At 34.5% G+C, this 17,146-nt stretch carries 19 protein-coding genes and 1 tRNA gene; 15 read left to right on the forward strand and 5 right to left on the reverse strand.

From position 1 onward, the window contains the following. Positions 1 to 53 precede the first annotated feature (53 nt). From murA to AC1RRQ_RS19065, 3 genes are all read right to left on the reverse strand, one after another. The gene (gene murA, locus AC1RRQ_RS19055) at positions 54 to 1,367 is read right to left on the reverse strand and encodes a UDP-N-acetylglucosamine 1-carboxyvinyltransferase (protein WP_493024590.1); all 1,314 of its coding nucleotides are present in this window, start codon (positions 1,365 to 1,367) and stop codon (positions 54 to 56) included. An 89-nt stretch (positions 1,368 to 1,456) separates the two neighbouring features. Further along, the gene (locus AC1RRQ_RS19060) at positions 1,457 to 2,179 is read right to left on the reverse strand and encodes a DUF4290 domain-containing protein (RefSeq protein WP_493024591.1); all 723 of its coding nucleotides are present in this window, start codon (positions 2,177 to 2,179) and stop codon (positions 1,457 to 1,459) included. Between the two features lie 3 nt (positions 2,180 to 2,182). Then, positions 2,183 to 2,479: a DUF493 family protein gene (locus tag AC1RRQ_RS19065; protein WP_493024592.1), complete on the reverse strand. Its 297-nt coding sequence runs from the start codon at positions 2,477 to 2,479 to the stop codon at positions 2,183 to 2,185. Positions 2,480 to 2,740: 261 nt separating this feature from the next. Here AC1RRQ_RS19065 and AC1RRQ_RS19070 point away from each other — a divergent pair, with 261 nt between their 5' ends. The 6 genes from AC1RRQ_RS19070 (at position 2,741) to AC1RRQ_RS19095 (ending at position 8,883) form a co-directional block, all read left to right on the forward strand. Continuing rightward, positions 2,741 to 3,652, forward strand: coding sequence for an alpha/beta hydrolase family protein (locus tag AC1RRQ_RS19070; RefSeq protein WP_493024593.1), 912 nt, complete (start codon positions 2,741 to 2,743; stop codon positions 3,650 to 3,652). 649 nt (positions 3,653 to 4,301) lie between these two features. Beyond that, positions 4,302 to 4,835 (forward strand): AAA family ATPase, encoded by a 534-nt coding sequence (locus tag AC1RRQ_RS19075; RefSeq protein ID WP_493024594.1) that lies wholly within the window; start codon positions 4,302 to 4,304, stop codon positions 4,833 to 4,835. Positions 4,836 to 4,900: 65 nt separating this feature from the next. Beyond that, a complete protein-coding gene (locus tag AC1RRQ_RS19080) occupies positions 4,901 to 6,796 on the forward strand; it encodes a RecQ family ATP-dependent DNA helicase (RefSeq protein ID WP_493024595.1) in 1,896 nt (631 codons plus the stop codon). Next, the gene (gene fmt, locus AC1RRQ_RS19085) at positions 6,796 to 7,743 is read left to right on the forward strand and encodes a methionyl-tRNA formyltransferase (protein ID WP_493024596.1); all 948 of its coding nucleotides are present in this window, start codon (positions 6,796 to 6,798) and stop codon (positions 7,741 to 7,743) included. Before AC1RRQ_RS19080 ends, fmt begins: the two co-directional genes overlap by 1 nt. A gap of 180 nt (positions 7,744 to 7,923) precedes the next feature. Then, positions 7,924 to 8,196, forward strand: a complete 273-nt coding sequence (locus AC1RRQ_RS19090; protein ID WP_012022249.1) for an HU family DNA-binding protein — start codon at positions 7,924 to 7,926, stop codon at positions 8,194 to 8,196. A 126-nt stretch (positions 8,197 to 8,322) separates the two neighbouring features. Further along, positions 8,323 to 8,883 (forward strand): YqgE/AlgH family protein, encoded by a 561-nt coding sequence (locus AC1RRQ_RS19095; protein ID WP_493024597.1) that lies wholly within the window; start codon positions 8,323 to 8,325, stop codon positions 8,881 to 8,883. Here AC1RRQ_RS19095 and AC1RRQ_RS19100 read toward each other — a convergent pair. After that, complete coding sequence (locus tag AC1RRQ_RS19100) at positions 8,880 to 9,716, reverse strand: aminotransferase class IV (protein ID WP_493024598.1); 837 nt, start codon at positions 9,714 to 9,716, stop codon at positions 8,880 to 8,882. The genes AC1RRQ_RS19095 and AC1RRQ_RS19100 overlap by 4 nt on opposite strands. A 54-nt stretch (positions 9,717 to 9,770) precedes the next feature. After that, a complete protein-coding gene (locus AC1RRQ_RS19105; protein ID WP_026984135.1) occupies positions 9,771 to 10,163 on the reverse strand; it encodes an START-like domain-containing protein in 393 nt (130 codons plus the stop codon). Positions 10,164 to 10,313: 150 nt separating this feature from the next. Between AC1RRQ_RS19105 and AC1RRQ_RS19110 the strand changes: the two genes are divergently transcribed. The 9 genes from AC1RRQ_RS19110 (at position 10,314) to AC1RRQ_RS19150 (ending at position 17,110) form a co-directional block, all read left to right on the forward strand. Then, positions 10,314 to 10,390: transfer RNA gene (locus AC1RRQ_RS19110), tRNA-Met, on the forward strand. 135 nt (positions 10,391 to 10,525) lie between these two features. Continuing rightward, positions 10,526 to 10,783, forward strand: coding sequence for a hypothetical protein (locus tag AC1RRQ_RS19115; protein ID WP_493024599.1), 258 nt, complete (start codon positions 10,526 to 10,528; stop codon positions 10,781 to 10,783). Between the two features lie 213 nt (positions 10,784 to 10,996). Beyond that, on the forward strand, positions 10,997 to 12,037 hold the full coding sequence (locus AC1RRQ_RS19120) for an SDR family oxidoreductase (protein ID WP_493024600.1): 1,041 nt from the start codon (positions 10,997 to 10,999) through the stop codon (positions 12,035 to 12,037). Between the two features lie 3 nt (positions 12,038 to 12,040). Further along, entirely contained in the window at positions 12,041 to 12,694 is a 654-nt protein-coding gene (locus AC1RRQ_RS19125) for a Rossmann-fold NAD(P)-binding domain-containing protein (protein WP_493024601.1), read from the forward strand. Beyond that, a complete protein-coding gene (locus AC1RRQ_RS19130) occupies positions 12,691 to 13,827 on the forward strand; it encodes an MBL fold metallo-hydrolase (protein WP_493024602.1) in 1,137 nt (378 codons plus the stop codon). The genes AC1RRQ_RS19125 and AC1RRQ_RS19130 overlap by 4 nt, the downstream gene beginning before the upstream one ends. Positions 13,828 to 13,839: 12 nt before the next feature. After that, a complete protein-coding gene (locus AC1RRQ_RS19135) occupies positions 13,840 to 14,634 on the forward strand; it encodes a helix-turn-helix domain-containing protein (RefSeq protein ID WP_493024603.1) in 795 nt (264 codons plus the stop codon). Positions 14,635 to 14,699: 65 nt separating this feature from the next. Next, a complete protein-coding gene (locus AC1RRQ_RS19140) occupies positions 14,700 to 15,158 on the forward strand; it encodes a GNAT family N-acetyltransferase (RefSeq protein ID WP_493024604.1) in 459 nt (152 codons plus the stop codon). Between the two features lie 321 nt (positions 15,159 to 15,479). Beyond that, positions 15,480 to 16,001 (forward strand): RNA polymerase sigma factor, encoded by a 522-nt coding sequence (locus tag AC1RRQ_RS19145; protein WP_493024605.1) that lies wholly within the window; start codon positions 15,480 to 15,482, stop codon positions 15,999 to 16,001. A gap of 266 nt (positions 16,002 to 16,267) precedes the next feature. Beyond that, positions 16,268 to 17,110 carry a FecR family protein gene (locus AC1RRQ_RS19150; RefSeq protein ID WP_493024606.1) on the forward strand — a complete coding sequence of 281 codons (843 nt, stop codon included), beginning with the start codon at positions 16,268 to 16,270 and terminating at the stop codon, positions 17,108 to 17,110. Positions 17,111 to 17,146: the final 36 nt, after the last annotated feature.

The following is a 17,146-nucleotide window of genomic DNA, read 5'->3' on the forward strand; positions in this document are numbered from 1 at the left end:
TTTTTTGCCTCGAATTCACACATTCCAATTCGTGAATTCGTGGCTAACTTTTTTTACGCTCTCACGATTTTTGCTCCAATAGCTCTTAAACGCTCGTCGATACGCTCGTATCCACGGTCGATTTGTTCGATATTTTGAATTGTGCTTGTTCCTTTTGCAGAAAGCGCCGCAATCAATAATGAGATTCCTGCACGAATATCAGGCGATGACATTGTTGTTGCTTTCAATTGAGATTCAAAATTATGTCCCATAACCACAGCTCTATGCGGATCACATAACATGATTTTAGCTCCCATATCGATTAATTTATCTACGAAAAACAAACGGCTTTCGAACATTTTTTGGTGAATTAAAACATCGCCTTTTGCTTGTGTTGCCACAACCAAAACGATACTCAATAAGTCAGGAGTGAATCCTGGCCATGGTGCATCGGCAATGGTTAAAATAGAACCGTCGATATCTGTTTTTACTTCATATCCGTTTTTGTGAGCCGGAATGTAAATATCATCGTTACGTTTTTCAATCGTAATTCCCAGTTTTCTAAACGTATTTGGAATCAAACCTAAATTTTCCCAGCTTACATTTTTAATCGTGATTTCGCTTTTTGTCATAGCCGCAAGACCAATCCAAGACCCAATTTCGATCATATCAGGCAAAATTCTGTGCTCACATCCACCAAGGCTTTCAACACCTTCGATAGTTAATAAGTTAGAACCAACTCCTGTAATTTTTGCTCCCATCGAGTTCAACATTTTACACAATTGTTGTAAATATGGTTCGCAGGCAGCGTTGTAAACTGTAGTTGTTCCTTTTGCTAAAACAGCAGCCATTACAATATTTGCTGTTCCGGTTACAGAAGCTTCGTCAAGAAGCATATCTGTTCCTGTAAGTCCTTCTTTTGGAGATTCTACTCCGTAAAAATGATCCTCTCTGTTGTATCTAAATTTTGCTCCAAGGTTAATAAAACCTTCAAAGTGTGTATCTAATCTTCGACGGCCTATTTTATCTCCTCCCGGTTTTGGAATATATCCTTTTCCGAAACGTGCTAAAAGCGGTCCAACAATCATAATAGAACCACGAAGCGCTCCTCCTTCTTTTTTGAAAGCTTCTGTTTCTAAATATCCAACATTAACTTCATCAGCCTGAAACGTAATCGAACCCGGTTCATTGCGCTGAATTTTTACTCCTAAATTACCCAGTAAAGTGATTAATTTATTGATGTCTATAATATCGGGAATATTATTAATTTTCACTTTATCTCCCGTTAGAAGCACGGCACATAAAATTTGTAATGCCTCATTTTTTGCTCCTTGCGGAGTGATTTCTCCTTTTAAAGGAGTTCCTCCTTCGATTTTAAAAATTCCCATAGATCTTGTTTAGGTTCTAAGGTTCTGAGATTCTAAGGTTCTGAGCTAAAATCTTAGCATCTTAGTAACTTAGCATCTTAGCCCCTTTTTTATTTCTGATTATTGTTTTTTTGAAATGTCTTTTTTTGTCCGCCTTTGTTGTTATTCTTGTTATTCTGAATTTTTGGCTGTCCGGCTGGTGTTATTTTGTTTGACACACGTTTGTTGGTACGCATTAAATCTGTTGTGTTCAACAATTCTTCGGTACTGTGCAGCAAGTTTATTTTTCCTCCAGACAATTCATATAAATGCTCAAAAATCACATCGTCTTTTACGGTATCTTTGTTCCAGCTTAAGAATGATTTTTTCATGTGGTTGGCAATAACCATTACCAATGCATTTTTCATTTCGCCTTCTTCCCATTTGTTGGCAACATCAATCATATATTTGATATTGTTTCCGTAAAACCTGTATTTAGGAAAGTTTTGCGGATATTGTAAAACATCCGGTTTTAACTGCAATACATCTCTTGATGGAATTGGGTACGGCGATTCTACATTTAGTTTAAAATCAGACATGATAAAAAGCTGATCCCATAATTTATGCTGAAAATCCGGTACATCGCGCAAATGCGGATTCAAACTTCCCATAACCTGAATGATGTATTTCGCTGCTTTGTTGCGCGTTTCATCATCTTCGATTGCAGTAGCCTGGTCAATCAGTTTTTGTAAATGACGACCGTACTCCGGAATAATCAAACGCTGTCTTTCAGAATTGTATTCTAAGTTAAAAACAACGTCGTTTGCGACTTCTTTTTTATATTTTTCGACCATAAGTTATAATGAAACTATACCTTCTATTGTAGATACTTCTTTGTATTTACCAATCACCTCGTCAGAGCTGTGCATGGTTACATCTACAGAAACACTGGTAAATTTACCGGTTTTAGATTTTGTTGTTTTAATAACCGCTCCCATACGATCAAAAGCTTTTTCAACACGCTCTACATTATCGGCTACAGACGGCACAATGAATTTGTACAAATATTCTGCTGGCCAAGTATTTGCGTTATCTAATTCGACTTTTAATCTTTCGTAAAATTCGGCGGTATTTTTTTCTTTATCGTTCTCCATTCGTAATTAAAAATAAACGCAAATATACGGTTTTTGAATTTAGATTTTTTATATTTTTTCTTCGAAAAAAGGTTCAAAGTTACAAAGTTACAAAGGTGCAGAGAAAAAAGCTTTGGAAGATTATTTCATTGTAAATTTAACGCTTATATTTGAGAAAGCATTCCTACGAAATTTGCTCGCGAAGTCGCGAGGACGCGAAGTTTTTAAGATTAATAATTTCTTTACGTCCCTGTGGCTTTGCGAGATTAAAAACACATTACAATGAAAAAACTCCTTTTACTTTTTATCGCATTAACAATAAATTCAATTCAAGCACAAGAAGTCAAAACTTTAACTTATTTCCAAAACGACACATTAAAACTGGATTTAGATTTATATCTGCCAAAGAAAAAATCCGGCGAGAAAATTCCGTTAATCATGTTTGCTTTTGGAGGAGGATTTTCTGGCGGTGAACGTACAAGCGAAAAAAACTTCGGAAAATTTATGGCCGAAAATGGTTATGCCGTTGCCAGCATTTCATACAGTTTATATATGAAAGGAAAAGATTTTGGCTGTAAAGGTGTTTTAACCGAAAAAATAAAAGCAATTCAAATTGGCGTGAGCGATATGTGGCAGGCGACTGCGTATTTAATCGAAAATGCCGACAAATATAATCTTGATACTTCTAAAATCTTTATTTCAGGAATTAGTGCCGGTGCTGAAATTGGTTTCCACGCTTCGTTTTGGGATTATAAACTCATGAATTTATATAAAAGTAATTTACCTGAAAACTTCAAATATACCGGATTCATTGGAGGTTCGGGAGCAATTCAGGATATCAATTTAATTACGAAAGAAAAAGCAATTCCGATGTTATTGGCACACGGAAGCAATGACGATACCGTTCCTTACGGCGCAGGTTCGCATAGATCTTGCCCAACAAATGCTTCGGGCTGGTTGATTTTATTTGGATCGTATGCCGTTTACAATCACATGCAGGATTTACATAAAGATATTGAGCTGATTACTTTCTGCGGAGGCGGACATGAATTCTCTGGCTATCTTTTTCATGACGGACAACAATATGTTCTCGATTTTGTAAATGATGTTTTAAAAGGAAAGAAATTCGAATCGCATTTGATCATGCCTTCTAAAAAAGGAAAAGGTTCCGAGAAATATTTGTTTTGTGAGTAATTAATTTGGCAGAAACCAACAACTATCCAAAATTATTATTCGTTTCCTGCAAGGTTTTAAAAACCTTGTAGGTTTAAAAATTAATGTAATACAAAATATGGACCGAGCCGATGGCTCTTTAACTCGTAGACCTTCATTATGTGGACGAATTAAAATTCGTCCCTACAATATTTGTCGAGCCAAAGGCTCTTTTTTCAATATTCCGAAACTGCTCCGGCGGAGCAAAACATTTATAGAAAATTATATTTCCGATTATCAAAAAGCTCCAGCGGAGCGATATATTTTGTAGCAGCTCCCGATAGCTATCGGGATTAATCCGTTGAAAACGAATCATTATCAAAACAAGAGTTCCGTAGGAACGAAACATATAAAATTTAAATCAATTAATTTTTATTTCAAAAGAATACCTACAAGGTTTTGAAACCTTGCGGGAAATGCAATCTGAAAAATCATTCCAAAAACAAAACCATGCCTCTCCTCTAGCCCTGATGGAAGCGGAAATCCTTTTGCTTTTTCCTTTAAAAAGCAAAAGATTGAAGCGGACAGCAGGAACACATTTTGGCTAAAAATGCAAAATTATTCGCTCTTGATAAATATTCTTTTTAAATACGAATAAGTTTAGGTAAATTTGCGCTTTATTTTTAGAATAGTGCAAAAACAAATCATAGTTCTCATTGGTGGTCCTGGTACAGGAAAGTCTACACTTATAAACGAATTAGTCGCTCGTGGCTATTGTTGTTACCCTGAAATTTCTAGAGAAGTTACACTCGAAGCCCAAAAAAGAGGTGTCGAGCAATTGTTTCTGGAACAGCCTTTATTATTTAGCGAAATGCTTCTGGAAGGACGCATCAAGCAGTTTGAAAACGCTAAAGAAGAACCCGATAATATCGTTTTTATCGATCGCGGTATTCCAGATGTTGTGGCTTATATGGATTATATTGGAGACGAATATCCGGAACATTTTGTAAAAGCGTGTGAGAATTTCAAATATTCTAAAACTTTTATTTTACCTCCCTGGGAAGAAATTTATCAAAGCGATACAGAACGTTACGAAAATTTCGAACAGGCATTAACGATTCAGAAACACTTAATTGAAACGTATAAAAAATACGGTTACAACTTAATTGAGGTTCCGAAAGATACAGTAGAAAACAGAATTCTTTATATCTTAGACAAAATTTAGCAGCCGGTTTTAAAGTTGCAAAACTAGAAACTGTTTTCTACATTTTTAACTTTAAAACACAGGCCATGCAGGACGCACAGGAAATTCTTTTAAAATACTGGAAACACGCCAGTTTTAGACCGCTCCAAAAAGAAATTATTGATTCGGTTTTAGAGGGTCAGGATACTTTTGCACTGCTGCCAACCGGGGGCGGAAAATCAATTTGTTTTCAGGTTCCGGCCATGATGCGCGAGGGAATCTGTCTGGTTATTTCTCCTTTGATCGCCTTGATGAAAGATCAGGTTGCCAATCTTCAAAAAAGAGAAATTAAAGCGATTGCACTTACAGGCGGTATTCATACCGAAGAAATCATTGATCTTTTGGACAATTGCCAATTCGGGAATTACAAATTCTTATATCTTTCGCCGGAGCGTTTACAATCGGATTGGATTTTGGAGCGAATCAAAAATCTTCCTATCAATTTAATTGCTATTGACGAGGCACATTGTGTTTCGCAATGGGGTCACGATTTTAGACCGGCTTATTTAAAAATTTCGGAACTTAAAAAATACTTTCCTAAAATTCCGTTTTTGGCTTTAACTGCCACCGCAACACCCAGAGTTGTAGAAGATATTAAAACCGAACTGGGATTAAAAGATACCAAACTTTTCCAGCAGTCTTTTGAGAGAAAAAATATTGCGTACATGGTTTTTGAAGTCGAAGACAAATTGTATCGCGTGGAGCAGGTTTTGAAAAAAAACCCGCAGCCTTCTATTATATATGTACGAAACAGAAAATCGTGCCTTAATATGTCTACCCAATTGCAATCTTTAGGCTTCAAAGCAACGTATTATCATGGCGGACTTTCGGCTCAGGAAAAAGATAAAAACATGCAGCTTTGGATGTCAGAACAAGCACAGGTTATTGTTGCCACGAATGCATTTGGAATGGGAATTGACAAAGACAACGTAAAAACGGTTATTCATACACAGCTGCCCGAAAACTTAGAAAATTATTATCAGGAATCTGGAAGAGCGGGGCGAAATGGCGAAAAAGCTTTTTCGGTTTTGTTATTTAATAATTCAGATGCAAACCAGACCGAACAGCAGTTTATAAATGTACTGCCTGATAAAAAGTTCTTAAAAACAATGTACATCAAGCTTTGCAATTATTTTCAAATCGCGTATGGCGAAGGTCTAGACGATTCGTATTCTTTTAAAATGAATCATTTTTGCAATAAATACGACTTCCCTACTTTAAAGACCTATAATGCTTTGCAGTTTTTAAGCCAGCAGGGCATTATTACAATGTCTCAGGAATTTTCGGAAAAAGTTACCATGCAGTTTTTAACTGAATCAAAAGAAACTATGCGATACATGAGTTTGAATCCGAATGATGAAGAAATTATTCTGGCCATTTTAAGAACTTATCCAGGAGTTCACGAAATGAAAACACCAATTAATCTTTCGCTGATTGCTAAAAAATCTAATTATAAAGAAGAACAAGTTACAGCACTTTTAGAAAAATTAAAAGAAAGAGAAATCATCGAATATAAATCTAAAAACAACGACGCTACTATTTTATTTAACGAAGTCCGCGAAGATGATTTAACGATAAACCGAATTTCGAAGTATCTGGAGAAACAGAATAAACTAAAACGAGATCAGCTTTCGTCTGTACTCTATTATATAAAGGAAGACAAAACCTGCAAGAACAGGTTGGTTTTGGATTATTTTGGAGAAGAAACAAAAGAAAATTGCGGTGTTTGTTCTTATTGTATAACCCAAAAAGGAAAAATTACCGAAGCCGATTCTATTGCCGATAAAATTCTGCATCTTTTAAAAGCAACTGCCTTAACTTCGCGGGAAATTGAAAATCAAATCAAACTAGATGCTAAAGATGTTCTTTTAGTCCTAAAGGAATTATTAGAAAACAATCACATCATTATATTGCCCAATAATAAATACACTTTAAAATCATAATGGAAAAATTACGAATTATATTTATGGGAACTCCAGAATTTGCCGTTGGCATTTTGGATACCATCCTTAAAAACAATTACGATGTTGTTGGCGTTATTACCGCTGCAGATAAACCAGCAGGACGCGGCCAAAAAATAAAATACTCAGCTGTTAAAGAATACGCATTAGCAAACAACCTTACTTTATTACAGCCAACGAATTTAAAAGACGAAAGTTTCCTGGCCGAATTAAAAGCTTTGAACGCCAATTTACAAATTGTTGTAGCATTTAGAATGCTTCCTAAAGTAGTTTGGGAAATGCCAAGTTTAGGAACTTTTAACCTTCATGCTTCTTTATTACCAAATTACCGCGGAGCAGCGCCAATTAACTGGGCGATTATTAATGGAGAAACTAAAACCGGAGTGACTACCTTTTTTATAGATGATAAAATTGACACCGGAGCCATGATTTTAAATTCGGAAATTGCGATTGAACCAGCAGAAAATGCAGGACAATTACACGATAGATTAATGAATTTGGGAAGCCAGACTGTTATTGACACTTTAAAAGTAATTGAAAACGGAAATGTTACAACTACAATTCAGGAAGATAACGAGGAAATTAAAACCGCTTACAAACTAAACAAAGAGAATTGTAAAATTGACTGGACAAAATCCGGAAACGAGATCAATAATTTAATTCGAGGTCTAAGTCCTTATCCTGCAGCGTGGTGCTTTTTAAAAGACAAAGACGAGGAGTTAAACATCAAAATATATGAGGCAAAACTTATCGCAGAAGCCCATTCTTTCGAAACAGGAAGCTTAATAAGCAGTAAAAAAGAAATTAAAATTGCAATAAAAAACGGCTTCGTACAGTTATTAAGTTTACAATTACCAGGAAAAAAGAGAATGCAAGTGGCAGAATTGTTAAATGGGATAACTTTTTCTGATAGCGCAAAGGTCTATTAACGTCAGTAAAACAGGGGTTTGTACCTGTTTTTGATCGATAAACTACCCGCTTTATGAACAAAAAAAGTAAGTTATCAACAATTATTGCTAAAATTAAAGAAAACACTTGCACGCAACGGATTTCCTACTAAATTTGTGTATTAACAATTTTTTTTAACCAACAATTAATAACTAATTATTATGAACAAATCAGAATTAATCGATGCTATCGCTGCTGATGCAGGAATTACAAAAGCTGCGGCAAAATTAGCTTTAGAGTCATTTTTAGGAAATGTAGGAACTACTTTGAAAAAAGGCGGAAGAATTTCATTAGTAGGTTTCGGATCTTGGTCAGTATCTGCGAGAGCTGCTAGAGACGGTAGAAATCCTCAAACAGGAAAAACTATCAAAATTGCTGCAAAAAATGTAGTAAAATTTAAAGCTGGAGCTGAATTAGAAGGTGCAGTGAACTAAGTAAGAAGTTCTCTAAACTAAATAATATAATTAAAACCCTCTTTGGAGGGTTTTTTTATGCGGTTTAACGATTTTTTTTGCGATTTTAAAAATTTTATTATTAAATTTAATAAAAATTGTAGCCGTATGATTTCAGAAAAATTAAAAAAAGGACACCTGCTTATTGCCGAGCCTTCAATAATTGGAGATTTATCTTTTAACAGATCGGTAATTTTATTAGCAGACCATAACAAAGAAGGATCAATAGGTTTTATCATTAATAAACCATTAAAATACACTATTAATGATTTAATACCTGAAATTGATGCCAGCTTCAAAATATACAACGGAGGCCCAGTTGAACAAGACAATCTGTACTTCATTCATAATATTCCTGATTTAATCCCGAATAGTGTCGAGATTTCTAACGGAATTTATTGGGGAGGAGATTTTGAATCAACCAAAGACTTAATAAACGACGGATCGATCAGCAAGAACAATATTCGTTTTTTCTTAGGATATACTGGTTGGGACGAAAATCAGCTTGAAAGTGAAATGCAAGGCAACTCCTGGATTATTGCTGATAATAATTACAAAAACAAAATTATCGGAAAATCTACCACCCACTTTTGGAAAGAGCAGATTATTGAGCTTGGCGGAGATTACCTTATTTGGTCAAATGCACCTGAAAATCCATATCTGAATTAATTTTCAGATATAGATTCATTCAGTTTCTGAACTAATAAATGAGCCAGATTACTTGTAAACTCTTTTTTTCGATATTTAGTTATCGGCTGTATCCCTGTGATTACATTTGTCAGGAATAATTCGTCTGCTTTTTGAAGATCAAACGGCGAAATTATTTCCTCTACTACTTCTACGCCCTCTGTTTTTTTAGCTAAGGCTAATATTTGCTTGCGCATAATTCCGTTTAAACATCCTTCAGAAACTGGAGGCGTAATTAGTTTTTTACCCACAACCATAAATAAATTCCCCTGAAGTGCTTCAACCACATTTTTAGTATCATTTACTAAAAGGCAGTTCGCAAGTCCGTTTTCGTGAGCAAAAATACTTCCGGTAACATTAATCATCTTATTCGTCGTTTTAATCGACGACAATAATTGTTTTGTTACATAGAAGTCTTTATACAAATCGACTTCGTATTCACCTGTATTTAAAGCATATAAAGTACTATCAAGCAGCGTTGCATGAATTAAAAACGAAACTTCATTCGTTTTTGGCAGATACAAACCTCCATCGTTTCTAAAAACGGTGATTCGCGCTCTTGCCGATGCTGTAATATTTTTTTCCTGAACAAGATTTAAAATCTGCTCCTCAAAATATTCCATTGTAAAATTCATCGGAATTTCCATTCTAACCACTCTCATAGAAGCCATTAACCTAAAATAATGATCCTCGAGAAACAAAATTTTGTTATTGATAATTTTTACTGTTTCAAAAACTCCGTCTCCGTATAAAAAAGCACGATTTTGAGTTAGTATATTTTCTTCTGCAGCTATGTTTCCGTTAAAATTGATCATAAAAAAACCCTGAATTTTGTTCAGGGCAAATATAAGGCATAAAATAGACTTTTACTAAACAGATCCTATAAGATGTTTCAGGTCTGAGATTTGATTCTCCCACAATTGTTTAGCCTCTCCTACTTCTTCTTTTTCTGCAAAATCAACTACCATTAATGACACATCTTTAGTTAATTCATCAACTAAAATATGCAATTCAAAAAAGTATTCAGTATCCTTACTGCTTTCGTCTACCCATTTAAATTTTACTTTTTCGCCTGTTTTTTTTGAGGCAAGACGTGCTTTTTCCTGCGAATCGTTCCAGATGAAAGTAAAAAATTCACCTCTTGAATTAACATTGTCAGCAAACCATTCTGATAAACCTGACGGAGTTGATATATATTGATACAATAACTGCGGCGAAGAATTGATCGGAAACTCGATTTCGTAACGTATTTTTGGATCCATGTGCTACTTTTAATTTTTTCGAAATATAAGAATATATGTTCAAAAACAATACATTTTTAAAAATATTTTTTTTTCTTCAAATTATTCTTGGAAGCTTTAATATTATTTCTATCTTTGCACCCGCAATCAGGAATTCATGATAGCAGTCCAGGCGAGGTAGCTCAGTTGGTTAGAGCGCAGGATTCATAACCCTGAGGTCACGGGTTCAACTCCCGTCCTCGCTACCAGGTAAAAGCACCACTTTATAGTGGTGTTTTTTTTATTTAGAACATTTTTGTAATTTAACGACGCTTTTGCGGCTACTTTTTTTTAGTCAATAGTCCTTAAAACGATATTTTACAACCTAAGTATTTCATAAACAAATGGATATAGTCAAATTTAAAATTACATCAAAAACGATTAAAGTAGAAGTACGCAATTCTAATAATTATGTTTTTAATTTTAATACTGCCTTAGACATCGCAAAAGAAGACAAAGATGTTTTATTAAAGCTATACCATGCGTTAGATCTTCTTTTTAAAAAAGAAAATCCCGGTGAAGTAAAAAACTACATTTCGCCTAACCAAACCAATATACTCGATCAAATTTCTGATATTGATAATCAACAACAGGAGAAATAAAATAAATCTAATATTTATTTAAAACTCTTTTCGCTATACAAAACACCACTTTTAAAGCTGGTGTTTTTTGTTTATATACCTCATCAGACAAATAGAATCTTCCAATCAAATTTCCCTGTTATAATCTGAACCTTTCAACAAAATAACTTTGGACTTTTAAACAAAGTCGACTTTGTGCTTTCTTCGGAACTTTGTCCTATAAAAATACAATCGATGATAGACACCAATCAAAAAGTATTAGTTACCGGCGGAACGGGCTTTGTAGCAATACATAGTATTTTACAATTATTAAATCGCGGTTATCAGGTTAGAACCACGGTTCGATCCTTAAAAAGCAAAGGCAAAATTTTTGATATGCTTAAAAATGGCAACCTTACCGATTTTAGTAAACTAGAATTTATTGAGGCTGATCTTACTGAAGACAAAAATTGGAAGGAAGCGATGATTGAATGTCAATATGTACTGCACATTGCTTCGCCTATCTTTTTAAGATTACCAAAGAATGAAGACGAAATGATTCGCCCTGCAGTTGACGGAACTCTGCGTATCCTAAAAGCGGCCAGAGATGCCGGAGTAAAACGTGTGGTTATGACTTCTAACTTTGGCGCTGTAGGTTACAGCCATAAAGATAAAAATTCTCTTATTACAGAAGAAAGCTGGACAAATCCCAACGAAAAAGGACTTTCGACTTACAACAAATCTAAAGTTCTTGCAGAACAAGCAGCCTGGGATTTCATGAAAAATGAAGGCGGATCACTAGAACTTTCGGTTATAAATCCGATGGGAATTTTTGGACCGTCTTTAAGTTCTGATTTATCAAGTGGCTTTGAACTTCTTAAAAAATTACTGGACGGCACCATGAAAGCAATTCCAGATATCAGATTAGGAATTGTTGACGTGAGAGACGTTGCCGAATTACACATTTTGGCAATGGAAAATCCGGACGCAAAAGGACAGCGCTTTTTAGCTTTATCAGGAGGCACAATGTCATTATTAGAAATTGTAAAGCTGTTAAAAAAGAAAATGCCTTATATAACCACAAAAGCACCTACAAAATCTTTGCCTACCTTTATAATACGTTTAAGCGCATTGTTTAATGATCAGGCAAAAGCTGTTTTACCGCTTGTAGGCATTTATCGCAATGCAAGTAACGAAAAAGCAAAAACAATACTGGGATGGAAACCTCGGAGCAATGAAGAAGCTGTAACAGCTTCGGTTATTAGTTTAATTAAATGGAAATCTCTTAATATATAACAGATGAAAGTAATTGTAACAGGCGCAACCGGAATGGTTGGCGAAGGAGTTTTAATCGAATGCCTTGACAATCCTCAAGTAGAATCAGTATTGTATGTGGGTAGAAAAGCAAGCGGCAAATCGCATCCAAAATTAAAAGAATATCTTATTCCTGATTTTCTTTCGCTAAAAATTGAAGACAGCAGACTTGCAGGTTATGACGCGTGTTTTTATTGCGCCGGAATAAGCAGCGTAGGAATGGATGAAGCTCAATACAAACATATTACATACGACACTACACTTCATTTTGCAAAAGTAGTATTGTACCAAAACCAAAATCTGGTTTTCAATTTTATTTCAGGATCGCATACAGACAGCACCGAAAAAGGAAAAGTGATGTGGGCACGCGTAAAAGGAAAAACTGAAAATGCTTTACAGACACTGCCTTTCAAAGGACAATACAATTTCCGTCCGGGATTAATGAAACCAGATAAAACGCAAACGCAGCTTAAAGGATACAACAAATACATTCCACTATTCTACCCTATTCTGGGTTTGTTTTATACAGGTTGTAAAACTACAGAAATAGGACGTGCTATGATTGCAGTAACCCAATTTGGATTTTCAAAAAAAATTCTGGAAGCCGTTGACATTAAAAAAGCAGCAAATTTAAAATGAGAAAGAGACTCCTAAAAATCATCAAACGAATGCTTTTAATTCTTCTGGTAATAATACTCGTTCTTGGTTTCTGTACGTGGTTGTACATGCAAAAGGCAACGTTTGGAAGTCTGCCTTCTGCCGAAAGTATGGCTCGTATAGAGAAATCGCAGCATTATAAAAATGGTGAATTTCAAAATAATATATACACACCAACATTAGCTCCGGGTTATACTTTTTGGGGCGTAATAACAGCACAGCTTTTTGATAAAGCAGTTCCAACTGAGCCCGCAAACCGAATTCCTTCTGTAAAAAGAGATTTAAAACATTTACCTGCAGATCAAAATCTTTTAGTTTGGTTTGGACATTCGTCTACTTTTTTACAAATCGACGGAAAGAAAATCTTAATCGATCCGGTTTTCAGCGACAATGCTTCTCCAATTCCAAACAGCGTAAAAGTTTTTGACGGAACAGATAATTACCATGTCGAAGATTTACCCGAAATTGATTACCTATTGATCTCGCACGACCATTACGATCATCTTGATTATCCTACTGTTTTGGCATTAAAGGATAAAGTTAAAACTGTAATTTGCGGTTTAGGCGTTGGCGCACATTTTGAACGCTGGGGATATCCTAAAGATAAAATTATTGAAGAAGACTGGAACGACTCGATTACTATTGGGAAAGATTTCACTATTCATACGCTTCCGGCCAGACATAAATCTGGGCGTGGACTAACACAGAACCAATCCTTATGGGCTTCTTATTTAATCAACTCTCCTACTCTAAAAGTTTTTTACAGCGGTGATGGAGGTTACGATACTCATTTTGCCGAAATAGGGAAGAAATTTGGCCCAATTGATATTGCGATTATGGAAAACGGACAATACAATAAAGCCTGGCATTACATTCACATGCTGCCCGAAGAAACGCTACAGGCGGCACGCGATCTAAAAGCCAAAAGCATGGTTCCGGTTCACAATTCTAAATTTGCATTGGCCAAACATACCTGGAATGAACCTCTAAACGAAATCAGCAGATTAAACGAGAAATATCACATTCCGCTTATTACGCCTATTATTGGAGAAATCGTTATTTTTGATGGTAACAATGTTTTCAAAGAATGGTGGAAAAGTAATTCTGAAAAATAAACCCGAACTTCCATGAAATATACAGAAATCAAAAGCTGTTATATAGGTCCAGAAATTTCACCGGAACAATTTATTGCGGAACATTTCTTTTTGTATCTCGCAAAAGGTACAATTGAAGGATATGACGGCATTAATAAATACCATTTAAAGGCGGGTGAATATTGTATTGCCCGAAAAAATCATCTCGCACGATACAACAAACAAAAACAAGACGGCGAATTCGAAAAGGTGGTCGTAATTTTTGATACTGAATTTTTAAAAATTTTTGCTGCCAAACATAAAATAACAGCACAAAAAGCAACTGATGAAGCTGCGTTTGTTCTTTTAAAAAAAACGAATCTTGTTCCTAATTTCATTCTGTCCTTAATGCCGTATTATAATGATGGAGGCGAACTTGACGATACATTTTCGAACATAAAACGCGAGGAACTGCTTTTGATTCTTTTAAAAGAAAACCCTGAGTTAAAAGATATTCTTTTTGATTTTGCTCCGCCGGAAAAAATAGATTTAAAAGCTTACATGAATCGGAATTATAAATTTAATATCACGATGGAGCGTTTTGCTTATCTTACAGGAAGAAGCATTTCGGCTTTTAAACGTGATTTTGCTTCTATCTTTTCAGATACTCCAAGTAGATGGTTAATTCAGAGAAGACTTCAGGAAGGTTATTTTTTGATGGAGAAAAAAGGGAAGAAACCTTCTGATATTTATCTTGATCTTGGCTTTGAAGATCTTTCTCATTTCTCTTTTGCTTTTAAGAAAAAATACGGCATTCCGCCTTCGGAAATTTTAAAAGGGATTACATAAATCAAGTATTGAGATTTTACGGTCTAAATACTTCAATTAAAAGATTACAACTAAAAAACTTCAAAATGGATTTGAAATTTAGAAAAGCAAACAAAGAAGATGTCTATGAAATTGTCGCCATGCTTTCAGATGACAAATTAGGAGAACTTAGGGAATCATTTCAAAATCCGCTGCCTCAAAAGTATTACGATGCTTTTGATATTATCAATAATGATCCGCATCAGGAATTAATTGTGGTTCAAAATGCAGAAAATAAAATCGTAGGAACATTACAATTGAGTTTTATTCAATATTTAACTTACCAAGGAGGCATCAGAGCTCAAATTGAAGCCGTTAGAATACAAAACGATTATAGAGGAAAAGGATATGGAACTTATTTTTTTGAATGGGCGATTAAACGGGCAAAAGAAAAAGGAGCGCATTTAATTCAATTAACCTCAGATAAAAAAAGAACCGAAGCCATTCATTTCTACGAGAAGTTAGGTTTTAAGGCTACACACGAAGGCATGAAACTTCATCTTTAAAAAGACAAAATCCCTTGAGCTTTTCTGTTTAAGGGATTTTATTTATGATGCTTTTTCATCATCAAAAAAAAACAAAAAAACCGCCTTAAATCTTTAATCCACAAGATTTCAACATCACCCTCAATGTTAAATTTTAAATGTTAAAATTAAAAAGTGAACAAAATTATGTAACATTTTTAGGCAGCAAACGTCAAACCTTAAAATTAAATACGGTTCTTTGTAACTTATTACATTCACAATTTGAAATTGGTCATTTTTTGAATACAATAATATTGAATTCAGTGAGTTTTGACTAGGTAAACTAGTTTCGATATTTTCGTTATGGACAATAAAAAGTTTATTTTAAGTTTAAAAAAAGGTAATGAAGCAGCCTTCAAGGAGGTTTACTTCAATTACTACGATAAGCTTGTAAATATTGCCAGACGTTTTGAACTTACTGTTCTTACTCCCGAAGACTTTGTTCAGGAGAGTATTTTAAGATTGTACAATAAAAGAGAATTACTTAATGAAGATGTCTTGTTCGACAAGCAATTGTTTACCATTTGCAAAAACATCATCATCAATCATGTTAACAGAGAAAACAAAATAGTACAGCTTAATCCTTCTAAGGCTGATATCGCTGAGGAGGAAACTGACATGGGAATTTATGACGAAAGAAAAGAAAAGTTATATAATTTCATTAATCAGCTTCCGGAGCAGCAACAAAAAATATTTACTTTACACAAACTGGAAAACCTTAGCTATAAGGAGATTGCAGAGATTACGGATCTTTCTGAAAAGACCATTGCCAATCATATTTATCTCGCCAGTAAATTTATTCGAAAAAAAATCGAAAACCATTAGGAACTTTTTTGTTCTCGTTTGTTATATATAAAAACAAGAACAAAAAATGCGCAGCGAAGCTTATAAAACGAATATTAGAACAAAAAAAGATGCTAGTCTAATTGTAGCTCTTTTACAGTTTGTTATTTCCGATTGTATTATAAATTTTGATTTTCAAAAACGCGAAAGAATTTTACGAATCGAAACTAACAGAGAGATCAAGGAAATGGTTATTGGTGTTTTTAATAAACAAGGATTTTATTGTCAAAAACTATAACCCCAAAAATATGGATAAGGAAAAATTAGACGATGAGTTTGAAAAATTTTGGGATGAGACCCCCATCCCACACTCAGATCAGATAAAAGAAGCTTCTTGGGAACAATTTTATTCCAAAACTTTTGCTCCTAAAAAGCGAAAGTTTAAACCTTGGCGCTATTATGCAGCCGCGTCGGTTTTATTATTTGTTCTTATCGGGACAGGAATTTATTTTAATAATAGTCAGGAAACCGAAAATGTAATTCTGGCTTCGAATGTAATCGAAAATACGACGACGAAAATAAAACATATCGTGCTGCCGGATAATTCGAAAGTAGCTTTAAGCCCTAAATCTAAAATTTCCTACGGAGAGAATTTTGCTTTAAACCGAAAAGTTGAGGTTGCCGGAGAAGCTTATTTTCAGGTTAAAAAAGACAAACAGCATCCTTTTCAGGTTTTTTGCAACGAAACAACCACAACGGTATTAGGAACTTCTTTTATTGTTAAAGGATTTGAACAAAAAGAAGTAACGGTTGAACTTTTTGAAGGAAGCGTTCAGATGAATGTGAAAGGTCAGGATCAAAAATGGATTTTAAAACCAGGCCAGAAATTTACCTACGGAAATCAAAATGCTTCGGTATCTGAGTTTAGCCGCTTTGTAGATTTTGACAACGAAAAATTAACTGCTTTAGGTACTTATATTGAGGAAAATTACGGTTATAAAGTAATAATTCCGCAGGAATACAGCAGTCAAAAAATTACAGTGAGAATAAATAAAAAAGAAGAATTAAAAACGATTGTAGAATTAATATCAGAAATGTATAACCTAAATTTTGAAATAAATGAAGATTTAAAACAGATTACTTTTCGATAGAAAAGAAAAAGGATGTAAGCCGCGAAACTACACATC

It is taken from the genome of Flavobacterium sp. GW821-FHT12A05 (genome assembly GCF_058807735.1).